The organism is Microbacterium sp. Root166, assembly GCF_001427145.1.
Taxonomy (GTDB): domain Bacteria; phylum Actinomycetota; class Actinomycetes; order Actinomycetales; family Microbacteriaceae; genus Microbacterium.
Map to the genome: position 1 here is coordinate 1,484,751 of NZ_LMGL01000001.1, position 21,972 is coordinate 1,506,722.

At 69.7% G+C, this 21,972-nt stretch carries 14 protein-coding genes; 8 read left to right on the plus strand and 6 right to left on the minus strand.

Annotation, left to right across the window (positions count from 1 at the left end):
* Positions 1-153 precede the first annotated feature (153 nt).
* Positions 154-1,893, minus strand: a complete 1,740-nt coding sequence (locus ASD56_RS06695) for an ABC transporter ATP-binding protein (RefSeq protein ID WP_055962795.1) — start codon at positions 1,891-1,893, stop codon at positions 154-156.
* A gap of 222 nt (positions 1,894-2,115) precedes the next feature.
* Here ASD56_RS06695 and ASD56_RS06700 point away from each other — a divergent pair, with 222 nt between their 5' ends.
* Entirely contained in the window at positions 2,116-2,871 is a 756-nt protein-coding gene (locus ASD56_RS06700; RefSeq protein ID WP_055962798.1) for a LamB/YcsF family protein, read from the plus strand.
* The gene (locus ASD56_RS06705) at positions 2,865-4,421 is read left to right on the plus strand and encodes an urea amidolyase family protein (RefSeq protein WP_200947463.1); all 1,557 of its coding nucleotides are present in this window, start codon (positions 2,865-2,867) and stop codon (positions 4,419-4,421) included. The genes ASD56_RS06700 and ASD56_RS06705 overlap by 7 nt, the downstream gene beginning before the upstream one ends.
* 7 nt (positions 4,422-4,428) lie before the next feature.
* Here the strand turns inward: ASD56_RS06705 and ASD56_RS06710 are convergent, their stop codons facing one another.
* The gene (locus ASD56_RS06710; protein ID WP_055962801.1) at positions 4,429-6,312 is read right to left on the minus strand and encodes a hypothetical protein; all 1,884 of its coding nucleotides are present in this window, start codon (positions 6,310-6,312) and stop codon (positions 4,429-4,431) included.
* A 182-nt stretch (positions 6,313-6,494) separates the two neighbouring features.
* The gene (locus ASD56_RS06715) at positions 6,495-9,128 is read right to left on the minus strand and encodes a DUF4062 domain-containing protein (RefSeq protein ID WP_082541290.1); all 2,634 of its coding nucleotides are present in this window, start codon (positions 9,126-9,128) and stop codon (positions 6,495-6,497) included.
* 317 nt (positions 9,129-9,445) lie between these two features.
* On the opposite strand from ASD56_RS06715, the gene rpoB reads away from it, so the two are divergent.
* Positions 9,446-12,937: a DNA-directed RNA polymerase subunit beta gene (gene rpoB, locus ASD56_RS06720; RefSeq protein ID WP_055962806.1), complete on the plus strand. Its 3,492-nt coding sequence runs from the start codon at positions 9,446-9,448 to the stop codon at positions 12,935-12,937.
* Positions 12,938-12,978: 41 nt separating this feature from the next.
* Complete coding sequence (rpoC, locus tag ASD56_RS06725) at positions 12,979-16,869, plus strand: DNA-directed RNA polymerase subunit beta' (protein WP_055962809.1); 3,891 nt, start codon at positions 12,979-12,981, stop codon at positions 16,867-16,869.
* Between the two features lie 100 nt (positions 16,870-16,969).
* Here the strand turns inward: rpoC and ASD56_RS06730 are convergent, their stop codons facing one another.
* The 3 genes from ASD56_RS06730 to ASD56_RS06740 are packed head-to-tail and all read right to left on the minus strand — an operon-like array spanning position 16,970 to position 18,755.
* Positions 16,970-17,602 carry a DUF3618 domain-containing protein gene (locus ASD56_RS06730; RefSeq protein WP_055962812.1) on the minus strand — a complete coding sequence of 211 codons (633 nt, stop codon included), beginning with the start codon at positions 17,600-17,602 and terminating at the stop codon, positions 16,970-16,972.
* On the minus strand, positions 17,599-18,021 hold the full coding sequence (locus ASD56_RS06735; protein ID WP_055962814.1) for a phage holin family protein: 423 nt from the start codon (positions 18,019-18,021) through the stop codon (positions 17,599-17,601). Before ASD56_RS06735 ends, ASD56_RS06730 begins: the two co-directional genes overlap by 4 nt.
* On the minus strand, positions 18,018-18,755 hold the full coding sequence (locus ASD56_RS06740) for a hypothetical protein (protein ID WP_055962817.1): 738 nt from the start codon (positions 18,753-18,755) through the stop codon (positions 18,018-18,020). The genes ASD56_RS06735 and ASD56_RS06740 overlap by 4 nt, the downstream gene beginning before the upstream one ends.
* A 221-nt stretch (positions 18,756-18,976) precedes the next feature.
* Between ASD56_RS06740 and ASD56_RS06745 the strand changes: the two genes are divergently transcribed.
* From ASD56_RS06745 to ASD56_RS06760, 4 genes are all read left to right on the plus strand, one after another.
* Entirely contained in the window at positions 18,977-19,603 is a 627-nt protein-coding gene (locus ASD56_RS06745) for a hypothetical protein (RefSeq protein WP_235565546.1), read from the plus strand.
* A 121-nt stretch (positions 19,604-19,724) separates the two neighbouring features.
* Positions 19,725-20,672, plus strand: coding sequence for a hypothetical protein (locus ASD56_RS06750; RefSeq protein ID WP_055962822.1), 948 nt, complete (start codon positions 19,725-19,727; stop codon positions 20,670-20,672).
* The gene (locus ASD56_RS06755; RefSeq protein WP_055962823.1) at positions 20,673-21,182 is read left to right on the plus strand and encodes a hypothetical protein; all 510 of its coding nucleotides are present in this window, start codon (positions 20,673-20,675) and stop codon (positions 21,180-21,182) included. It abuts the gene before it with no gap.
* A gap of 75 nt (positions 21,183-21,257) precedes the next feature.
* Positions 21,258-21,914, plus strand: coding sequence for a hypothetical protein (locus ASD56_RS06760; RefSeq protein ID WP_055962826.1), 657 nt, complete (start codon positions 21,258-21,260; stop codon positions 21,912-21,914).
* Positions 21,915-21,972: the final 58 nt, after the last annotated feature.

Consider the following 21,972-nt stretch of genomic DNA (forward strand, 5'->3'; position numbering starts at 1 on the left):
GCTGCCCCTTGGCCGACGCACGCGCTTCCTTACGAGGCATGCGGATCATCGGCGTGCATCAGCACACAATGCGTGCCTCAGCGGGCTCGGCGTGCCTCGGTGAAGCGGCGCTCGCACGGCGCGCCGCGCCGCGCCGCCGCGCCGCCCGCGGGGTCAGACGGCGATGTCGAGCTCGTTGCCCGGGATCGAGGCCAGGAGCCGGCGGGTGTAGGGGTCGCGCGGGTTCGTGAAGATCTCCTCGCTCGAGGCCGCCTCCACGAGAGCGCCGTCCTTCATCACGCAGACGTAGTCGCTGATGAGGCGCACCACCGCGAGGTCGTGCGAGATGAAGAGGTAGCTCAGGCCGTACTCGCCCTGGAGATCGCGCAGCAGCGTCAGCACCTGGTCCTGCACGAGCACGTCGAGAGCCGACACCGGCTCGTCGCACACGATGAGGTCGGGGGAGAGCGCGAGGGCGCGCGCGATCGCGACGCGCTGACGCTGACCGCCCGAGAGCTCCGACGGGTAGCGGCGCAGCATCGTCTGCGGCAGCGCGACGTCGTCGAGCAGCTGCCGCACGCGCGCAGCGCGCTCCTTGGCCGATCCGCGCTTGTAGAAGTCCAGCGGCTCGGTGATGATCCGCTCGATCGAGAACATCGGGTTCAACGACGAGTAGGGGTCCTGGAAGATCGGCTGCACACGCTGGCGGAACTCCTTGAGCTGCTTGCCCTTGAAGGTCGCGACATCCGTCCCGTCGAAGCGCATCACGCCCTTGGTGGGTTCGACGACCTTGAGCATCATGCGAGCGGTGGTGGTCTTGCCCGATCCGGACTCACCGACGATCGCGACGGTCTCGCCGCGCGGGATCGAGAACGACACGTCGTCCACCGCGACGAAGTCCTCCTTGCTGCCCCGCACCTTGAAGACCTTGGTCAGGCCCTCCACCTCGACGATGTTGTCGACCACGGCTGCCTCGGCCGGCGTCGAGGGCGCGGCGGCCTCCGGGCGCTCGGTGACCACGGCCGCGGCATCCGTCTTCGCGATCTCGGGGATGCCGGAAACGGTCGTCCGGAACACCTCGGGCCGCAGCCGCACCGCCGACACCGACGGAGCGGCCCGGACGAGCGCCTGCGTATAGGGCTGCTGCGGGTCCTCGAGGATCTGCCGCGCCGGGCCCTGCTCGACGATGCGGCCGCGGTTCATCACGACGACGCGCGATGCCCGCTCGGCCGCCAGGCCGAGGTCGTGCGTGATGAGCATGAGGGCGGTGCCGAGCTCGCCGGTCATACGCTCGAGCTGGTCGAGGATCGTCTTCTGCACCGTCACGTCAAGGGCGCTGGTGGGCTCGTCGGCGATCAGCAGCTTGGGGTTGCACGCGAGGCCGATGGCGATGAGCGCGCGCTGGCGCATGCCGCCCGAGAACTCGTGCGGGTACTGCTTGGCACGCTCCTCGGCGTTGGGCAGGCCCGCCGCGGCCAGGGTCTCGACGACGCGCTTGTCGACGTTCTTGCGCGTGGCCAGGCCGTGCGCGAGCAGCGTCTCGGCGATCTGCGTCCCGATCTTGGCGACCGGGTTGAGGTTGGACATCGGGTCCTGCGGCACCAGGCCGATCGAGCGCCCGCGGATCGTGCGCATCACGCCTTCGGAGGCGCCGACGAGGTCTTCGCCCTCGAACATGATGCTGCCGCGGGTGACCTTGCCGTTGCCGGGCAGGAGGCCGATGACGGCCATGGCGGTCGTCGACTTGCCCGAACCCGACTCGCCGACGATGGCGAGCGTTTCGCCGGCGGCGAGGTCGAGGTCGACGCCCTCGACCGCGTTGACCGGCCCGTCCATGGTCTGGAACTGGACCGCGACGTCGCGGACCTGGAGCAGCGGCGTGCCCGCTGCGAGACGTTCGGTGGATCGGGCCATTCGTCCATCCTGCCTCCCTCGGGCCGCACGCGCACGTGCCGCGCACGAGGTTTTACGCAGTCGTGACGCGGGCCTCCGGGGCTCGCTCGCGGCGCCATTGAGCACAACTCCTCAAGATCGGATGCCGCTCCCTCCCTTTCCCGGCATTTCGGCTCACAAGCCCTCGGTTTTGAGGAGTTGTGCCCAGGCCGACGGCGTCCCGGAGCGGACTAGCGTGGACCTATGGCGGCCATCGATCTCAACGCCGATCTGGGCGAGACCATCGACGGCGTGCCGACGGCCGACGACGAGGCGATGTTCGCGGTGATCTCGAGCGCGAGCGTCGCCTGCGGCGGGCATGCGGGGGATGCCGCGGCCATGGCCGAGGCGGTGGCACGCGCCGCGCGGCACGGTGTCGCGGTCGGCGCGCACCCGTCCTACCCGGATCGGGCCGGCTTCGGTCGCGTGGCCATGAGCTTGAGCCCGGACGAGCTCGCCGAGACCGTCGCGGTGCAGCTCGGCGCCCTCGTCGCGGCCGGCGCCGACGTGCGGTACGTGAAGCCGCACGGCGCGCTCTACCACGCCGTCGCGCACGACGACGCGCAGGCCCACGCGGTCGCCCGGGCCATCGCCGATCAGTCCGACCTCCTCGGCCGCGCGCTGCCGATCCTGGGCCTGAGCGGCCGAATCGCGGCGGCCGCGGCATCCGTCGGTCTGCCCTTCGTGCGCGAGGCCTTCCTGGACCGCGGCTACACCGCTGCCGGCGGCCTCGTCCCGCGGGGCGCGGCCGGAGCGCTGCTCGACGACCCCGACGCCGTGGCGACACGCGCGATCCGGCTCGTGCGCGAGGGAGTCGTCGAGGCCGCGGACGGAGCACTCGTCGAGGTGGATGCCGCCTCCCTGTGCCTGCACGGCGACTCGCCGTCGGCGGTGGCGATGGCCCGCGCCGTGCGGTCGGCCCTCGACGCGGACGGCATCGAGGTGCGCGCGCCGTGGTGAGCGTGCAGGTGCTCCCGGTGGGGGAGCGCGCGTTCCTGCTCGAGACCGGCTCGCTCGACGAGGTGCTCGCGCTGCTCGCGGCGCTGGAATCCGCCCGCCCGGACGGCGTCGTCGATCTCGTGCCCGCCGCGCGGACGGTCCTGGTCCGCGTCGATCCGCGTGTGCTCCCGCTCTCGGCCGCTCGTGCCTGGGCGCTCGGCGTCGCACAGGCGGCTCAGAGCGCAGCGGCGGCACCCGGCGAGACCGTCGAGCTCGAGGTCGCCTATGACGGCGCCGACCTGGCCGAGACGGCCGAGCTGCTGGGCGTGACGCCCGCCGAGCTCGTGCAGCGGCACACCGGCGCCGAGTGGACGGTCGCGTTCACGGGCTTCGCGCCGGGTTTCGGGTACCTCGTCAGCGGTGACTGGCCCTTCGACGTCCCCCGCCTGGACGCCCCGCGCACCCGGGTGCCGGCCGGGTCGGTCGCGCTCGCGGGCGAGTTCTCCGGCGCCTACCCCCGCGATACCCCCGGCGGCTGGCGGCTGATCGGGACGACCGGAGCACGGCTTTTCGATCCGGATGCCGCGTCCCCCGCGCTTCTCGCGCCGGGGACGCGCGTCCGATTCCGGGAGCTGTCCGGCGGATCGTCGCCGGTGCGCGCGAGCACAGGATCTCCTGCCGCCGTGCGCCCGCCGGACGGAGCATCGATCGAGGTCGTCGAGCCCGGCCTGCTCGCAACCCTGCAGGACCTCGGCCGCGCCGGGTCGGCCGCCCTCGGCGTAGCGACCTCGGGCGCGCTCGACCGTGCCGCCCTGCGGACGGCGAACCGCCTGCTCGGCAACGGCGAGAACGCCGCGGCGATCGAGGTGACGATGGGCGGCTTCCGGGCCGTGGCGCGGTCCGAGCTCTGGTTCGCGGTGACCGGCGCCTGGGGTCCGATCCGGCTCGACGGCCACGAGGTGGACCCGTTCCAAGCGCACCGCTGGCCCGCGGGCGCAGAGCTGCACGTCGACTGGTTCGCGCACGGCGCGCGCGCGTGTCTCGCGGTGCGCGGCGGCTTGGACGGGCCGCCGGCGCTCGGCTCGCGCGCGACCGACCTGCTGGCCGGGCTCGGACCGGCTCCTCTCCGGCGCGGCGACGTGATCGGCGTGCGCGACGACATCGCCGGCCCGATCCCGGTCGGGCCGCCCGCACTGTGGGGGATGCCGCACGACGACGAGCTCGTGCTCGAACTCGCGCCCGGGCCCCGCGCGGACTGGTTCGCGCCGGCCGCTCACGAGCAGCTGTTCGAGGCCGTGTGGACGGTCACGAGCGACGCCGACCGCGTGGGTGTGCGTCTGGACGGCCCCGAGCTCGCACGCATCCGCACCGGGGAGCTCGCGAGCGAGGGCATGGTGCCCGGCGCGCTGCAGGTCCCGCCGAGCGGCCGGCCGACGATCCTGCTGTCGGACGGCCCCGTGACGGGCGGCTACCCCGTCATCGCGGTGGTGACGGATGCCGCGCTCGACCTGCTCGCGCAGGCACGGCCGGGCACCGGCATCCGCTTCCGTCACGCCCGGACGGCGAGCTGAGCCCCGGCTACGGGTTGAGCTGGTGCCGGGCGGGGTACGCCTTCGGAGTGAGCGTGAGCGTGAGCGTGATCTTCTTGCGCGCGGGCAGCTCGACCTCGATGCGGTTGGTGCTCACCGCCCTGCGGGTCGTCTTCGTGCGGACCTCCGGCGTGGCGAAGTCGATGATCTTGCCGGGGTAGTCGCCCTCGTCGATGACGGTCGCCTCGACCTCGTCGATGCGGTCCTCGCCGAATGCTCCGGCCTGCACGACGACGCTCGCGCCGCGGCGGACGCCGAGGTTGACGAGCTCCAGCGTGACGCTGTCCGGGGTGATCTTCGACACCAGGGCCGACACCTCGGGCGGGAGGCCCGGACGCCCGGCGGCACGGTCGTAGTAGCGCACGCGGGCGTGCTGCAGGCCGCCGTTGTACAGCGCGGGCGGCGCACCGGTCGTGAGCTGCGTGAGCACCTCGGTCACCACGGGGTTGACCCCCTGCCAGTAGTGGATGTGCGACTTCTGCGGGTCGAACGGGAAGAGGTCCATCAGGTCGAGGCGGTGGTTGACCTGACCGAGGGCCATGGTCAGCGCGCGCTCGGGGTAGTCCGGGTTGGCTCCCCACAGGTAGGACACCCACGGTGCTTCGTGGCCGGCCTCTTCCTTGTCGCGGAACTCGGCGACCACGGTGGGGTCGACGATGCCCTGTTCGAGGACCCGCTCGAGCCGCTGCGTGTCCTGGTCGTTCATCGTCCACCACCACAGCCAGGTCGGAAAGGCGTTCAGCATGGGGCCGTAGTCGAACCAGCCGTCCTGGCCGTAGCGCATCGGCACGAGCATGCCGGCCTTCTCGTCCTCGTACAGGCCGGTGGTCTTGTTGCCCATGCGGGCCATCCACGAGCCGCGCAGGCTCAGCGGCTGGTCGACGTCGGGCTCCTCCATGACCGCGTTCTCGATGACGAGGTCCAGCGGCACGCGGGTGAGGTCGAAGTACGAGTCGTCGCCGGTGACCAGCGCCGCGTTCTGGCCGGCGATGAGGGTTCCCATGCCGATGCTGGCGATGCCGTGCGGCCACGTCCACCCGTAGTGCCCGCCGTACCAGCGGCCGTCCTGCATGCCGCCGGCGACGCCGTCCAGGTCGACGTTGTCGGGAACGATGCCCGAGTTGGCGTTGGCGCGCTCCACCCAGCCGTCCACGTACCGCGTGATCCACTCGGCGTACTTCGCGTCGCCGTCGTACAGCCACGCGTTGGCGGCGAGCGAGGTGGCCGCGAGGTTCATGGGGATGTCGCCGTTGCCCATGCGGGTCTGCATGGCCTGACCCATGCGGTCGGCCATCCCGGGCTTGCCCAGGTCGTCCCACTCGACGATCCCGGGCACGTGGTGCAGCGGCAGGCCGTACTGGGCCATGAGGGGCTGGTTCGCCGGATAGGTCTCCCATTCCGGGCCGACACCGGGACGCAGACCCATCGAGCCGTTGTGGGGTGCGCCGATGGTGTTGGTCGCTTCGTCGTAGTTGACGCTGCCCGGGAGGTAGTAGTCGGCGAGGCGGCGGGCGCGCTCGCGGAACGCCTCGTCCGACGGGTCGGCCGCGCAGATGCCGTAGAAGTAGATCAGCGCCTCGCCGTTGTGGAACCAGTCGTAGCCGCGCTCGAGATCGTCCACAACGAACCCGGCCTCGGTCATCTGCGCCGTGATTCCGCGCCAGTGGTGCTTCAGGGCCTCAAGGAGATCGTCGGCGCCGCCGAGCATGTACAGCGCCGGCCAGTTGAAGAAGGGCTCGTAGAAGTCGTCCGAGCCGTCGCGCGTGTCGGTGAACGCGCGTGAGAACCGCAGCCGTCCGTCCTCCTCGCAGAAGCGCGCCACCAGCTCGCGCCAGCCCTCGTCCATGACGTCGAACAGGCGGCGCTGAAGCACGGCCCACTCCGGAGGAGACTGCACGGGCACGGACGCGGAGAAGCGAGGAAGCGGCCTCTCATGCGTCGGCAGGGCGGGGGAGGGGCTCAGTTCATCGCTCAAGGATTTTCCAGACGTCGTTGCCAAGGAGACGGCTATAGATTATCGATAATGACCGTGGCTGACAAGAGCCGGCCGTCGGATCACCAGTGTGCCAGCGCCGCCTCGACCCCCGCATGCTCCGTTTCGGGGAGCGCCAGGCGCACCGCCTCGGGCACGCTCAGCTCGGCCCCGGCGGCCTCGCCGGCCGCGACGACCTCGGGATCCCGGCCGCGCAGGATGTCGAGGTACGGGGTGTGCACCGTGAACGCCTCGACGTCGAAGATGCCGATGCGACGGCGGATCACGCCGGCGGCCACCGCGAGAGCGGACGCGCGCCACGCGTCGCCCTTCGCCGCAGCGACCGCGCACACCCCCTCGAGCCCGTACGCGACGCCCTCCTCGTAGTGCAGCTCCACCGAGAGGAGCAGGGTCTGGAGGAACTCGTCCTCGGCGAGATCGATGTGTCCGAGCTGGAAGTTCAGTCTCGAACGGAGGTTGCCGGCGACCGACGTGGTGAACAGGTCGCCGCCGGCCGAGGCGACCTCGGTGGCGCGGTCGAAGTGCGCGAGCGCCTCCTCGATCGAGCCGCGCACCCAGGCCAGTCGGCCGAGCGACACCTCCGTGATGGCCTCCGCCCAGCCGTTGCCGAGCGCGCGCAGCCGGGCCACCGCACGGCGCAGCTCGCGTTCGGCCTTGGCGACATCGGGGTCGACGAGCTGCACGCGCGCCGTCGCCCGCGCGGCGAGCGCCATGGCCGCGGCATCCTCGTCCCCGCTCTCGGTGAACAGCCGCACGCACTCTCCCAGCCCGGCCACCACCTGCGGGCTCGGCCGCTGCCACATCTCGCCCCACAGGGCGAGGAACCACGCGACGGCCCGCGTGTGCGGGGTGATCGGCTGCTCGTGCTGCTTCTCGAGGAGCTCCAGCATCCACAGGCGCACCTCGGCGAAGAATCCCGAGATCCACCAGTAGATGAGCAGGCTCCAGGCGAAGTCGCCGGCGTCGTCGAGGCGGTCCGTGTAGACGAGGTGGCGGACGGCCGCGCGAAGATTGGGCAGCTCCAGTCCGAGCTGCACGGCCGCCTGCGCCTGCCCATCGCCTCGCAGGCCGGGGGCCACCCGCCGCACGAATTCGACGTAGTAGTCCGCGTGCGCCGCTCGCACGCGGTCGGCGTCGCCTCGCGCCTTGAGGCGCCCCAGCGAGTACTCGCGCACGATCGCGAGCAGCGAGAACACCGCGCGCCCGCCGATCTCGGTCTGCGTGACGAGCGAGCTGTCGACGAGGGCCGCCAGGGCGTCGAGCTCCTGGCCTTCCCACGACCGCCCTGGAGCCAGCGCCTCGACGGCCTCGAGGGTGAAGCGCGTCGCGAAGACTCCCAGATCCTCCAGGAGATCCCGCTGCGGTTCCGGCAGCAGGCCCACGCTCCAGTCGATGGTGGCCCTCATGGTCCGGTGACGCTCCGGCAGGTCGCGCACCGCAGCCGTCAGCAGGGGGAGGCTCTGCTCGAGTCGCTGCGCGATCCCGCTGGGCGTCAGGATGCGGGTCTTCGCCGCAGCGAGTTCGATCGCCAGGGGCAGGCCCTCGAGGGCCCGGCAGATCACCGCCAGGTCGGCGGCGTTGTCCGGGGTCACGTCGAAGCCGGGCTTGACGGCCTGCGCCCGGTCGACGAAGAGGGCGACCGCGGCCGAGCGGGTCGACGGATCCAGACTCGCCGACGCGCCCTGCGGCGGAGTCGTCAGCGTCGGCACCTCGTACACGCGCTCGCCGCGGATGCGCAGGACGATCCGGCTCGTGACCAGGAACGTCGCGGTCGGGGCGACCGAGTAGAGCCGGACGAGCACCGGAGCGGCCTCGACGATCTGCTCGAAGTTGTCGAGCACTACGAGCACCTTGCGGTCGGCCAGCGCGTGCGAGATGCGCTCCTCGAGCGCCGCCTCGCCGTTGTCGCGGATGCCCAGGTGATAGGCGATGGTCGGCAGCAGCAGGCCGGGCTCGAGGACGCCCTCCAGCAGCACGAAGTACGTGCCGTCGGGGAAGAGGTCCTCGGATGCCAGTGCCGTCTCGATCGCCAGCCGGCTCTTGCCGATGCCGCCGGGACCGATGAGGCTCACCACTCGGTCCGTCCCGCGGGCGAGCACGTCCCGCACCGCCGCGATGTCGGCGTCCCTGCCGATGGTGGCGGTGTAGGGCGCCGGAATGCGTGCGATGAGGGATGCCGCGGCCCCGTCGCCGTCGGAGTCGGTGACCATGCGGGACTCGTCGAAGCGCTCGGCCAGGAGCATCGCGAGATCGCCCGCGACCTGATCCTCGAGCTCCTCCGCGGAGCGGAAGTGCAGATAGGCCGCCGTGTCGTCTGCCTGGATGCGCTCGATCAGCTCGGTGAGGCGCTCGTCCCGCGTCGCCGACTCCTTGATGTAGATGAGCTTCGGCATCCCCTTCGGTGCGAGGTTGTACTCGTCCTCCAGTCCCGAGACGTCCTCGTCGGGCGCCACCCAGCCGTAGCTCGCGCCGTAGATGCCGATGAACACGTCGCTCTGCGACAAGTAGGAGCGATACAGCTCGCGCGGGGGATGGGGGCGCGCACCCAGTTCGAACATGACGGGCGCGAGCCGCATCCGCTCCACGGCGCCACGCACCGCCCGACGCTCGTCGGCGAGCTCGCGCAGAGTCGAGCTCACGAACACCCGGATCCGCTGGTCGGGAGTGCGGATCACGGGGTGTGTGACCCCAGTCATGTGCACATCATGGCGCAGCAGGCGGTTGTCGCGCCATCAAGACAGGCGGAAATCCGCGGCTGGATGCCCCTCCGCTCGCGGTTATACCGCAGCATCCGAAAGTCGTCAAGGATGCCGCTGGACATGGCGCGTCATGACACGTATAGTAGGTCCTTGCGCTCTTGGATTCCCCCTGCCCTCATATGGTGGTCGGCTGTGCCTGCGCCCCCTCGCTTGATCGCGAGGCGTGCCGCGCGGGTTATCGGGGAAACGACTGAGCACTCCACCCTGACGACAAGGAAACGAGCCCCTGACCCGGGCCCACGGAGGTAATCCCCTTGGCTGCTGCGCGCAACGCATCCACCACCACCCCCAAGAACGGCCGCGGAGCATCCCGCCTCTCGTTCGCCAAGATCTCCGACACGCTGACGGTCCCCGACCTTCTCGCGCTTCAGACGGAGTCGTTCGACTGGCTCGTCGGCAATGAGGGCTGGAAGGCCCGCGTCGCCGAGGCCAAGGCTGCGGGCCGCACCGACGTGCCCGAGATCAGCGGCCTTGAGGAGATCTTCGAGGAGATCTCGCCGATCGAGGACCTGAGCGAGACCATGCAGCTCTCGTTCACGAACCCGTACCTCGAGCCCGAGAAGTACTCCATCGAGGAGTGCAAGGAGCGCGGCAAGACGTACTCCGCCCCGCTCTACGTCGAGGCCGAGTTCATGAACCACCAGACCGGTGAGATCAAGACGCAGACGGTCTTCATGGGCGACTTCCCGCTCCAGACCGGCAAGGGCACGTTCATCATCAACGGCACCGAGCGTGTCGTCGTCTCGCAGCTCGTCCGCTCGCCCGGTGTCTACTTCGACAAGACGCCCGACAAGACGTCCGACAAGGACATCGTCTCGGCGCGCGTCATCCCGAGCCGCGGCGCGTGGCTCGAGTTCGAGATCGACAAGCGCGACCAGGTCGGCGTGCGCATCGACCGCAAGCGCAAGCAGTCGGTCACCGTCTTCCTCAAGGCCCTCGGCCTGACGAGCGAGGACATCCTCGCCGAGTTCGCCGGCTTCGAGTCGATCGAGGAGACCCTCTCGAAGGACACGATCCTCTCCAAGGAGGACGCGCTCCGCGACATCTACCGCAAGCTCCGTCCGGGCGAGCAGGTCGCCGCCGAGGCCGCCCGTGCGCTGCTGGACAACTTCTACTTCAACTCCAAGCGCTACGACCTCGCCAAGGTGGGTCGCTACAAGATCAACCAGAAGCTCGGCCTCGACAAGCCGCTGTCGGACTCGGTGCTCACGGTCGACGACATCGTCGCCACGATCAAGTACCTCGTCCGCCTGCACCGCGGCGACACGACGTTCGAGGGCATCCGCTCGGGCAAGCAGGCCGAGATTCGCCTCGACATCGACGACATCGACAACTTCGGCAACCGTCGCATCCGCGCCGTCGGCGAGCTCATCCAGAACCAGGTCCGCACCGGCCTGTCCCGCATGGAGCGCGTCGTCCGCGAGCGCATGACCACGCAGGACATCGAGGCGATCACGCCGCAGACCCTGATCAACGTGCGTCCCGTCGTCGCCGCGATCAAGGAGTTCTTCGGAACCTCGCAGCTGTCGCAGTTCATGGACCAGAACAACCCGCTCGCGGGTCTGACCCACAAGCGCCGCCTGTCGGCGCTCGGCCCCGGCGGCCTCTCGCGTGAGCGCGCCGGCGTCGAGGTCCGTGACGTCCACCCGTCGCACTACGGCCGCATGTGCCCGATCGAGACCCCGGAAGGCCCGAACATCGGCCTGATCGGCTCGCTCGCCTCGTTCGCGCGCATCAACGCGTTCGGCTTCATCGAGACGCCGTACCGCAAGGTCGTCAACGGCAAGGTCACCGAGCAGATCGACTACCTGACCGCGTCGGAGGAGGACGACTTCATCGTCGCCCAGGCCAACGCGCCGCTCAAGGCCGACGGTCACTTCACCGAGGACCGCGTGCTCGCCCGCAAGAAGGGCGGCGAGGTCGACCTGTTCCACGCCGAGGAGATCGGCTACATGGACGTGTCGCCGCGCCAGATGGTGTCGGTCGCGACCTCGCTCATCCCGTTCCTCGAGCACGACGACGCGAACCGCGCCCTCATGGGTGCGAACATGCAGCGCCAGGCCGTTCCGCTCCTCCGCTCGGAGTCGCCTGTGGTCGGCACCGGCATGGAGGGCTTCGCGGCCATCGACGCCGGTGACGTGGTCACCGCCGAGAAGGCCGGTGTGGTCCTCGAGGTCTCGGCCGACGTCGTGACCGTGCAGCTCGACGAGGGCGGCACGCAGGACTACTTCCTGCGCAAGTTCGACCGCTCCAACCAGGGCACGAGCTACAACCAGCGCGTCGTGGTCTCCGCGGGCGACCGCATCGAGGTCGGCGAGGTCATCGCCGACGGCCCCGCGACCGAGAACGGCGAGCTCGCGCTCGGCAAGAACCTCCTCGTGGCGTTCATGACGTGGGAGGGTCACAACTTCGAAGACGCGATCATCCTGAGCCAGGACCTGGTGAAGGACGACACCCTCTCCTCGATCCACATCGAGGAGTACGAGGTCGACGCCCGCGACACGAAGCTCGGCAAGGAGGAGATCACCCGCGATCTCCCCAACGTCAGCCCCGACCTGCTGAAGGACCTCGACGAGCGCGGCATCATCCGCATCGGCGCCGAGGTCCGTCCCGGCGACATCCTCGTCGGCAAGGTCACGCCCAAGGGCGAGACCGAGCTGTCGGCCGAGGAGCGCCTGCTCCGCGCGATCTTCAACGAGAAGAGCCGCGAGGTCCGCGACACGTCGCTGAAGGTGCCCCACGGTGAGCAGGGCACGATCATCGCGGTCAAGGAGTTCAACGCCGAGGACGGCGACGACGAGCTCGGCTCGGGCGTCAACCGCCGCGTCGTGGTCTACATCGCCCAGAAGCGCAAGATCACCGAGGGTGACAAGCTCGCCGGCCGTCACGGCAACAAGGGCGTCATCGCGAAGATCCTCCCCGTCGAGGACATGCCGTTCCTCGCGGACGGCACGCCGGTCCAGGTCATCCTGAACCCGCTCGGCATCCCCGGTCGAATGAACTTCGGCCAGGTGCTCGAGCTGCACCTCGGATGGATCGCGCAGCAGGGCTGGAAGGTCGAGGGCACCCCGGCATGGGCGAAGTCCCTGCCGGCCGAGGCCTTCGAGGCCGCTCCCGGCACGAAGGTCGCCACCCCGGTGTTCGACGGCGCGTCGGAGGAGGAGATCGCAGGTCTGCTCGACTCGACCAACGTGACCCGCGACGGCGACCGCCTCATCGGCTCCAGCGGAAAGACGCTGCTGTTCGACGGCCGCTCCGGCGACCCGTTCCCGGCGCCGGTCTCGGTGGGCTACATGTACATCCTGAAGCTGCACCACCTCGTGGACGACAAGATCCACGCGCGGTCGACGGGTCCGTACTCGATGATCACCCAGCAGCCGCTCGGTGGTAAGGCCCAGTTCGGTGGTCAGCGCTTCGGTGAGATGGAGGTGTGGGCCCTCGAGGCCTACGGTGCCGCCTACGCACTGCAGGAGCTCCTCACGATCAAGTCCGACGACATCCTCGGCCGCGTCAAGGTCTACGAGGCGATCGTCAAGGGCGAGAACATCCAGGAGCCCGGCATCCCCGAGTCGTTCAAGGTCCTCATGAAGGAGATGCAGTCGCTCTGCCTGAACGTCGAGGTCCTCTCGGCCGACGGCACGCCGGTCAACCTCCGTGACACCGACGACGACGCCTTCCGCGCAGCGGAAGAGCTCGGCATCAACATCTCCAGCCGGTTCGAGTCCTCGTCCATCGACGAGATCTGACCCGGCCAGGCAACGAACAGAATTCCGACACAGGAGAACCAGTGCTCGAATCAACCACTTTCGACCAGCTTCGTATTGGCCTGGCCACCGCTGACGACATCCGTCGTTGGTCGTTCGGCGAGGTCAAGAAGCCGGAAACCATCAACTACCGCACGCTGAAGCCCGAGAAGGACGGCCTCTTCGGAGAGCAGATCTTCGGGCCCTCGCGTGACTGGGAGTGCGCGTGCGGCAAGTACAAGCGCGTCCGCTTCAAGGGCATCGTCTGCGAGCGCTGCGGCGTCGAGGTCACCAAGTCCTCGGTCCGCCGTGAGCGCATGGGCCACATCGAGCTCGCCGCGCCCGTCACCCACATCTGGTACTTCAAGGGCGTCCCCTCGCGCCTGGGCTACCTGCTGGACATGGCGCCGAAGGACCTCGAGAAGGTCATCTACTTCGCCGCCTACATGGTGATCTCCGTCGACGACGAGGCGCGTCACCGCGACCTCGCGATGCAGGAGAACAACATCCGTCTCGAGCTGAAGACGCTGGCCGACCGCCGCGACTCCAAGATCGCGACCCGCCTCCAGAAGCTGGAGGAGGAGCTCGCCGCGCTCGAGGAGGAAGGCGCCAAGGCCGACCAGAAAAAGAAGGTCAAGGACGCCGCCGAGAAGGAGATGGCGTCGATCCGCAAGAGCGCGGACGACCAGATCATCCGTCTCGAGAAGGTGTGGGAGGACTTCCGCACCCTCGAGGTCGGCGCGCTCAAGGGCGAAGACGAGATCTTCCACGAGCTCCAGGACCGCTTCGGTCAGTACTTCGAGGCGCACATGGGCGCCGAGTCGATCAAGCGTCGCCTCGAGGCGTTCGACCTCGCAGCCGAGTCCGAGAGCCTGCACCTGCAGATCTCCGAGGGCAAGGGCCAGCGCAAGATCCGTGCGATCAAGCGCCTGAAGGTCGTCAACTCGTTCCTGCAGACCGGCATGAGCCCGGCCGCCATGGTCCTCGACGTCGTTCCGGTGATCCCGCCGGAGCTGCGCCCGATGGTGCAGCTGGACGGTGGCCGCTTCGCGACCTCCGACCTCAACGACCTGTACCGTCGCGTGATCAACCGCAACAACCGCCTCCGTCGCCTGATCGACCTCGGTGCCCCCGAGATCATCGTCAACAACGAGAAGCGGATGCTGCAGGAGGCCGTCGACGCGCTCTTCGACAACGGCCGCCGCGGTCGACCCGTCACGGGCACCGGCAACCGCGCGCTCAAGTCCCTGAGCGACATGCTCAAGGGCAAGCAGGGCCGGTTCCGTCAGAACCTCCTCGGCAAGCGCGTGGACTACTCGGGCCGTTCGGTCATCATCGTGGGTCCGCAGCTCAAGCTCCACCAGTGCGGTCTGCCCAAGCAGATGGCCCTCGAGCTGTTCAAGCCGTTCGTGATCAAGCGCCTGATCGACCTCGGTCACTCGCAGAACATCAAGGCGGCCAAGCGCGCCGTCGAGCGCACCCGTCCCGAGGTCTGGGACGTGCTCGAGGAGATCATCCGCGAGCGTCCGGTGCTGCTCAACCGCGCGCCCACGCTGCACCGTCTCGGCATCCAGGCCTTCGAGCCTCAGCTCGTCGAGGGCAAGGCCATCCAGCTGCACCCGCTCGTCTGCGCCGCGTTCAACGCGGACTTCGACGGCGACCAGATGGCTGTCCACCTGCCGCTGTCGGTCGAGGCTCAGGCCGAGGCCCGCATCCTCATGCTGGCGTCGAACAACATCCTCAAGCCGTCGGACGGCCGCCCGGTGACCTTGCCCTCGCAGGACATGATCATCGGTCTGCACCACCTGACGACGGTCAAGCCCGGCGCAGCCGGCGAGGGTCGCGCGTTCGGCTCGGTGGGCGAGGCCATCCTGGCCAAGGACGAGGGCACCCTCGACCTGCAGGCCAAGGTGCGCATCCGCATCCCCGGCATGACGTTCCTCGAGTCCGAGGGCGAGACCGCCGAGTCGATCGCCGCTTACGAGCGCAACGGGCTCGTCGAGACCTCGCTCGGACAGGCGATCTTCAACGACACGCTCCCCAAGGGCTACCCGTTCGTCCGCGAGCAGGCCGACAAGGGCAAGCTGTCGCAGATCGTCAACAAGCTCGCCGAGGAGTACCCGAAGGTGGAGGTCGCTGCTTCGCTCGACCGCATCAAGGACGCCGGCTTCTACTGGGCCACCCGTTCGGGTGTCACCGTGGCGCTGAGCGACATCCTCACGCCCCCGAACAAGGGCCAGATCGTCGCGGGCTACGAGAAGAAGGCCGCGAAGGCGCAGGACCAGTTCGAGAAGGGTCTCACCACCGACGCCGAGCGTCGTCAGGAGCTCATCAAGATCTGGACCGAGGCGACCGACGAGGTCCAGAAGGCGATGCGCGACAACTTCCCCGAGGACAACACCATCAACCGCATGGTGTCGTCGGGTGCTCGTGGTAACTGGCTGCAGATCCGCAACATCGCGGGTATGCGAGGCCTGGTGAACAACCCCAAGGGTGAGATCATCCCCCGTCCGATCATCTCCTCGTACCGCGAGGGTCTGTCGGTGGCGGAGTACTTCATCGCGACGCACGGTGCCCGTAAGGGTCTGGCCGACACGGCCCTCCGTACGGCCGACTCGGGATACCTCACGCGTCGTCTCGTGGACGTCTCGCAGGATGTCATCATCCGCGAGGAGGACTGCGGCACGAACAAGGGTCTCGAGCTGCCCATCGCGGCGGCCGGCGCCGACGGCACCCTGGTGCGCGACGCGAACGTCGAGAACTCGGTGTTCGCCCGCACGCTGTCCTCTGATGTCATCGACCCGAAGGGCGCGGTTCTGGCCGAGGCCGGCGACGACGTGGGCGACGTCCTGATCGACAAGCTCGTCGAAGGCGGCGTGGAGGCCATCAAGGTCCGCTCCGTCCTGACGTGCGAGTCGGCCGTGGGTGTCTGCGCGAAGTGCTACGGCCGTTCGCTGGCCACCGGCAAGATCGTCGACATCGGCGAGGCCGTCGGCATCATCGCGGCCCAGTCGATCGGTGAGCCCGGTACCCAGCTGACGATGCGTACCTTCCACACCGGTGGTTCGGCCTCCGCAGACGACATCACGCAGGGTCTGCCCCGCGTGCAGGAGCTGTTCGAGGCGCGCACGCCCAAGGGCGCTTCGCCGATCGCCGAGTCCGACGGACGCATCACGATCGACGAGACCGACAAGGCGAAGAAGGTCATCCTCACGCCCGACAACGGCGACGAGCCGCACGTCTACCCGGTGCTGAAGCGCGCGACGCTGCTGGTCGAGGACGGCCAGCACGTCACGGTCGGCCAGCCGATCCTGGTGGGCACGCTGGACCCCAAGGAGGTCATGCGTGTCATGGGTGCCCGCGAGGTGCAGCGTTACCTCGTGAACGGCGTCCAGGGCGTGTACCGCTCGCAGGGCGTGCCGATCCACGACAAGCACATCGAGGTCATCGTCCGTCAGATGCTGCGCAAGGTCACCGTGGTCGACCACGGCGAGACCACGCTGCTCCCCGGCGAGCTGGTGGACTTCAAGCGCTACCAGAACATGAACCGCGAGGCCGTCGGCGAGGGCAAGCGCCCCGCGTCGGGTCGTCCGGAGCTCATGGGTATCACGAAGGCGTCGCTCGCGACGGAGTCGTGGCTGTCGGCCGCGTCGTTCCAGGAGACGACGCGCGTCCTCACCCAGGCGGCGATGGAGGGCAAGAGCGACCCGCTCATGGGCCTCAAGGAGAACGTCATCATCGGAAAGCTCATCCCCGCCGGAACCGGACTTGCGAAGTACCGCAACGTCTCGGTCGAGGCGACGGAGGAGGCCAAGAGCGAGCGGTACCCCAACCGCATCTTCGCCTCGGACGGCGCCTACTCGGACGCCGACCTGAGCTACGTCGACTTCGACAGCTTCTCCACCGACGGCGACTTCAGCGGCAACTACAACTAACACCGCCGACGTCACCGAGTGCCTCTAGCACTATGACGTAGCGATCCGCACGAAGGGCCCCGGCATCTGCCGGGGCCCTTCGTCGTGGGACGGATCGGTCTCAGACCTGAGTGCCGCCCACCGGTCCGCCGGCGGCAGCCCCACGCTGTTCCCCCGCGCCGACGTTCTCCTTCACACGATCGGCAGTCGACTGCGCCTCTTCCTTGACCGTCTCTGCGGAGTCGACCGCCGCCTGCTTGACCTGGTCCACGGCGTCCTTCGCCGGCTGCTTGAGGCTGCCCGCCACCTCCCGCGCCGTCTCGCCCGCCTTGTCGACGAGCGGCTGCGCCTGATCCTTCAGCTGGGATGCCATCCTGCGTTCGCGGTCGCTGGCGGGGATCAGCATGGCGGCTACGAAGGCGAGGCCTGCGGCGACCGCACCCACCACGAGCGGTGCGCCCTGCGTGGTCTGCTTCGCCTTGTGCGGCAGGTCGGCGACCACCTCGCCCGCCGACGAGACGGCGTCCGAGACGGCGTGCCCGGCGGTGGAGGCCGCCCCGGATGCCGAGTGCCCGATGTCGTCGGCCTTGCCCATGACACGCTCCCTTACGTCGTCGATCCGCTGGCGCAGTCGGGTCTTCTGGCGGTCGACGATCTTGACGGGCGTCACCTTGTCGGCGAGCGCGTCGACGTCCTGGCCGAGCTCTGCGCGGGTCACCTCGATGTCTGCGCGAATCTCATCCGGAGTGCTCATCGGTTCTCCTCATTCCTCTTCAATGTCTCGGGGATTTCCTTGATCGTCTCGACGGTCTGGGGAGCACCCCGGACCTTCTTCACCTGGCTGCGGCCGACCGCGAACAGGATCGCTCCGATGACCGCCCACAGGATGGCCACGATCACGGCCGCCCATGCGTTCCCCATCAAGTAGCCGAGCGCCCACCACAGGGCGATCGACAGGAAGAGGATGGCCATCATCGCGCCGTAGGCGGCGCCGGCGAACATCCCGGCCCCCGCGCCTGCCTTCTTGGCGGAGTCTTTGAGCTCGACCTTGGCGAGCTCGAGCTCCTTGCGCATCAGCGTCGACAGATCGCGCGTGACCTCGCCGACCAGCTGTCCGAGAGATGAGTCGGCGGCCTGCTGCTGTGAAGGCGTGTCGAAGGTGGGGTCTGTCATGGTCGATCACCCTGACTTCCCTGTGCCGTCCACGGGTCGCCCGAGGTGGTGTCGCCCACCACGGTCTCGCCGTAACCGGCGTCCACGGCCCCCGAGCCGTAGCCCGTCGCGCCTGCTCCCACGGTCGTGCCCTGACCCGAGGCGACCGCTGTTGCGAGCGGCGTCTCGTCGTACGGCGAAGTGTTCGCCGACTCGAGGGCGGGCGTCCCGCCGTAGCCGCTGACTCGGGCGGGCTGCTCGGGTTCGCCCTCACGGAGCGCCCGAGCCATGCGGCCCGCCACGACGCCGATTCCTGCGGCGATCGCGAGGAAGAGCCCCGTATTGCGGCGCGCGAAGCTCCGGACCTCCTGGACGATGTCGTCCGGCTCGCGGTCCGAGAGCCAGGTCGCCGCCGAGTCGACGCGCTGCGACAGCGAGCGCACCAGGTCACTGGCGGGGCCGGACTCGGCGTTGTCGGCCATCGAGGAGAACTGCGAGCCTGCACTGCGCAACCCGTCGGCGGCGCGCTGCTTCTGCGTCGAGGCCTGGTCCGTCAGTTGACTGCGGGCGTCTGAGAGCAGGCCGCGGGCGGCGCGCTTCGCCTGGTGAGCGACGTGGGACGCCTCATCCTTGGCGACATCGGCGACATTGGTCGCGCCCGCGCCGACCTCAGCAGCCGCGTCGATCGCCTTCTCTTTGAGGCCCTCGCCGCCGGAGCCGGTGTTGTCCGGTGTTCCTGTTTCGTACGTCGTCATGTCCGTTCCTCTCACTTTCGCGACGGCAAGGCCTGTGGCACCCGGCCGGGCCTGGGGGTGCCCGCCGTCGGAACGGCTAGATTCCCTCCACGATGCGGGATCTCCGAGGGGGTCGACGTAGCGCAGGTCGTGGGATAACCTCTGCCGCCTCGACCGGGCCCGGCGCTTCGCTGCGCGTCGCGCCGAGCGCCGACGGATCCCGCCGTACCGTTGAGGAGGAGGTGGGGGCCTTGGCGCGAATCGGCGGACGCAACTCGTGGATCGCCATCCCTGCGGGGATGGTGTGCACGGCGATCGTCGCTGCCCTCATCTGGCTCTCCCTGCCGATGGTGCCGGTGACCATCGCCTGGGCCGGCGACACGATGCGCCGCGCGACCGCGCCCCGGGTCGCCGCCCCGCCGACGGACACTCCCGCGCTGCGCATCGTCGCCGGTGAGACGATGGACTGTCGCTCGATCTACACCGACAGCCTCTGGAATGAGCTCACGTGGCAGGGAAAGGCGGTGCTCGACCAGAGCTTTGATCCGCCGGCGACCGCGGTGACGACCTTGACCGAGGTGCTCGCACCTGATGTCCGGCTGACGTGCGCGTGGCGGATCGACGGCGCGCCCGTGATCGTGACCACCCTCGCCGTGGTGGCGGCGGACGCGCCCGCTCTGACCGAGGCGGCGCTCCTCGGCCAGGGTTTCGCCTGCGGGATCCCCGACGGCGCGGTGCGGTGCTCGCGGGTGCTCGGTGGCGTGACGGAGGTGCAGGTCGTCCGCGATGGCCTGTGGATGTCGAGCGTGGAGAGCGGGTGGCGCCCCGAGCGCTTCAGCGACCGCGTGGCGGCGGAGGTGTGGGGCTGACACCCGCACGGCACGAACTTGCAACCTCGCCTGCGCCACCACGGCACGCCTGCGCGTCGCAGGCGCGAGCGGGTACTACCCTCGCACTGCGGGGACCATCCCCGCGTGAGGAGTGCCTGCGATGAGTGACCCCAAGTCGTCCTACGGCGAGCCGGTCGAAGAGCCCACGCCCGTCGATGACGTCGTCGGCCGTGCGCACGAGGGTCTCGCCGAGGCCGAAGCCGCGCGCCGTGAGTCCGCCGCCGACGAAACCGTCGCCCCGGCTTCCGATGCCGAGGTCCAGGCCGCTCCGGCAGCCCCCGCAGAGCCCGACCCCTGGGACTCGCCCGAAGCCGCCTCGCTGACGACCGAGAGCACGCCGGCCGCGGCATCCGACTCGGTCGTCTACGACAAGCCCGCCGTCACGGCCTACGACACTCCCGCCGAGTCGGCGGCGGCCGCTCCTGTCGTGACCGCGAGCGACCCCGTCGCCGAGACCGTCGTCGTCTCGCCGGCGACTCCGCAGCCCATCTTCGTCCAGGCGCCGGAGGCTCCGAACCCCCGCGGCAATCGTGCCGCGGCGGGTGCCATCGGCCTCGTCGCCGCGCTCACCTTCGCGGTCCTCTACTTCGGTGTCTGGCTGGGCCTGACCGCCCTCGCCGGCGACGTCACCGCCGACAACGTGGGCACGGTCGCGCTCGGCGGGCTCGGCTCGTTCGTCCTCTGGGTGCCGGTCGTCGTCTTCTTCCTCGCGTTCTGGCTGCTCGGCGCCATCATCAACCGCGGTCGCTGGGGCCAGTGGGTCGTGTTCGGACTGCTGGTCGGCGTGGCGTCGTGGGCCGGCTACCTGCTCGGCCAGCTGTTCCAGGAGCAGTTCTGGATGCTGACCGCGTCCGAGGGCGCGCAGCTCATGACCGACAACATGCTCGCCCCGCTCGCCATCGCGGCGTTCATCATCGGTCGCGAGCTCACCATCTGGTTCGGGTCCTGGGCCGCCGCGCGCGGCCGCCGGGTCACCGAGCTCAACGTCGAGGCGCAGCGCGAGTACGAGCGCACGCTCGAGGCGGGTCCTCAGCTCGTCCGTCAGTAGATGACCGCGTCGCCGCCGCCCGGCACCGGGCCCGACAGCGCGCCGGGCAGCGGGCCGGTCCGTCCGGTCCTCGCGCTGGCGCTGGCGACGGCGGCGTTCTTCGCGCTCCTCATCTTCGGGCTCGGGATGACGAGTCTGATCGCCGACCAGGACGTGATCGAGACCCCGGGTCTCGGTCAGATCCCCGGGATCACCGGGACGGTCATGACGACTGCGGCGTTCGCGGCGGGGCTGTGGGCGGCGGTACGCCGCCGGCCGGCGGCCTATTCCGGTGCGCTCTGGACCGCGCTGGCGTGCTTCCTCGCCTACGTGATCGGCGTGTGGCTGGGAGCGCTGTTCTCCGGCGCGGGCCTGGCGGTCTCGACCGCGGTGGCCGGCCGGATCGCGACGTCGTGGTTCGGGCTGGTCGTCGCAGCGGCGGCGCTGCTGGCGGCGTGGGGCGGGATCGCGCTCGTGCGCACCCGGGCACAGCGCCCGCGCTGGCCGTGGGAGGACGAGTTCGACGAGTGAGCCGCGGCGGATGCGAGCCGCCCGGCGACGCTGGAATCACGCGCCGACCGGGCGTTCGGTACTACCGTTGACTCCGTGGAGCGCTCACTCGAGACGCAGGTGAGCCAGGCCGTCGACGCCTGGCTGACTTGGCTGCCTCGGTGGGAGCCCGCCACGCATCGCGGACGGGTCGCTCCGTGCCGTCGCTGCTTCGGATCCCCGGTGCTGTCGGCGGCGGGTCTCGGCGCCGACGTGCCGCACGGGGTGCAGCACGGGCTGTCGACGCGGATCAAGACGATCGTGGACCGCGCGGTCGCCGAGTACACCTCGGTGAACCTGCCCATGCTGCAGGCCGAACTCGATCAGCAGGCCGCCCGCAATCGGGCGCGCAGCTATCGGCCCGCCGAGAACCTCGACCCCGAGTTCGAAGGCCTGCCGCTCGACCCCGACCCGGTACCCGGGGCCCCGTTCCTCTTCACCATCTCCGACATGGCCGCCGAGGCGGACGCCGTCGTCCCGGCGCTTCCGCCGCTGAGCGCCGAGGCGAAGGCGGCGCTCCGCCAGGAGGTCGGGCTGGCGGACGACTACGCCAACATGGTCGGCCGCGAAGTGTGCACGATCCTGCTGCACCATCGCCTGCGGATCCAGGCCGCCATCAGCGAATTCGTCGAGCCGCAGATCGAGGCCATGCTCGACGAGCTCACCCGCTCGCTCGACGCGCCGTTCGATCCGCACGACCCGCTCTCCGGCTAGGCGCCGGGCGCGCCGTGCGACGCTCCGTCCAGCGCGCTGTCAGAAGCGCGGGCGGTGG

Coding starts and splice junctions, on each gene's coding strand:
- ASD56_RS06730 (WP_055962812.1), bottom strand. CDS start 17,602: ATGAGCACTCCGGATGAGATTCGCGCAGACATCGAGGTGACCCGCGCA.
- ASD56_RS06700 (WP_055962798.1), top strand. CDS start 2,116: ATGGCGGCCATCGATCTCAACGCCGATCTGGGCGAGACCATCGACGGC.
- ASD56_RS06695 (WP_055962795.1), bottom strand. CDS start 1,893: ATGGCCCGATCCACCGAACGTCTCGCAGCGGGCACGCCGCTGCTCCAG.
- ASD56_RS06740 (WP_055962817.1), bottom strand. CDS start 18,755: ATGACGACGTACGAAACAGGAACACCGGACAACACCGGCTCCGGCGGC.
- ASD56_RS06755 (WP_055962823.1), top strand. CDS start 20,673: ATGACCGCGTCGCCGCCGCCCGGCACCGGGCCCGACAGCGCGCCGGGC.
- ASD56_RS06750 (WP_055962822.1), top strand. CDS start 19,725: ATGAGTGACCCCAAGTCGTCCTACGGCGAGCCGGTCGAAGAGCCCACG.
- ASD56_RS06715 (WP_082541290.1), bottom strand. CDS start 9,128: ATGACTGGGGTCACACACCCCGTGATCCGCACTCCCGACCAGCGGATC.
- ASD56_RS06735 (WP_055962814.1), bottom strand. CDS start 18,021: ATGACAGACCCCACCTTCGACACGCCTTCACAGCAGCAGGCCGCCGAC.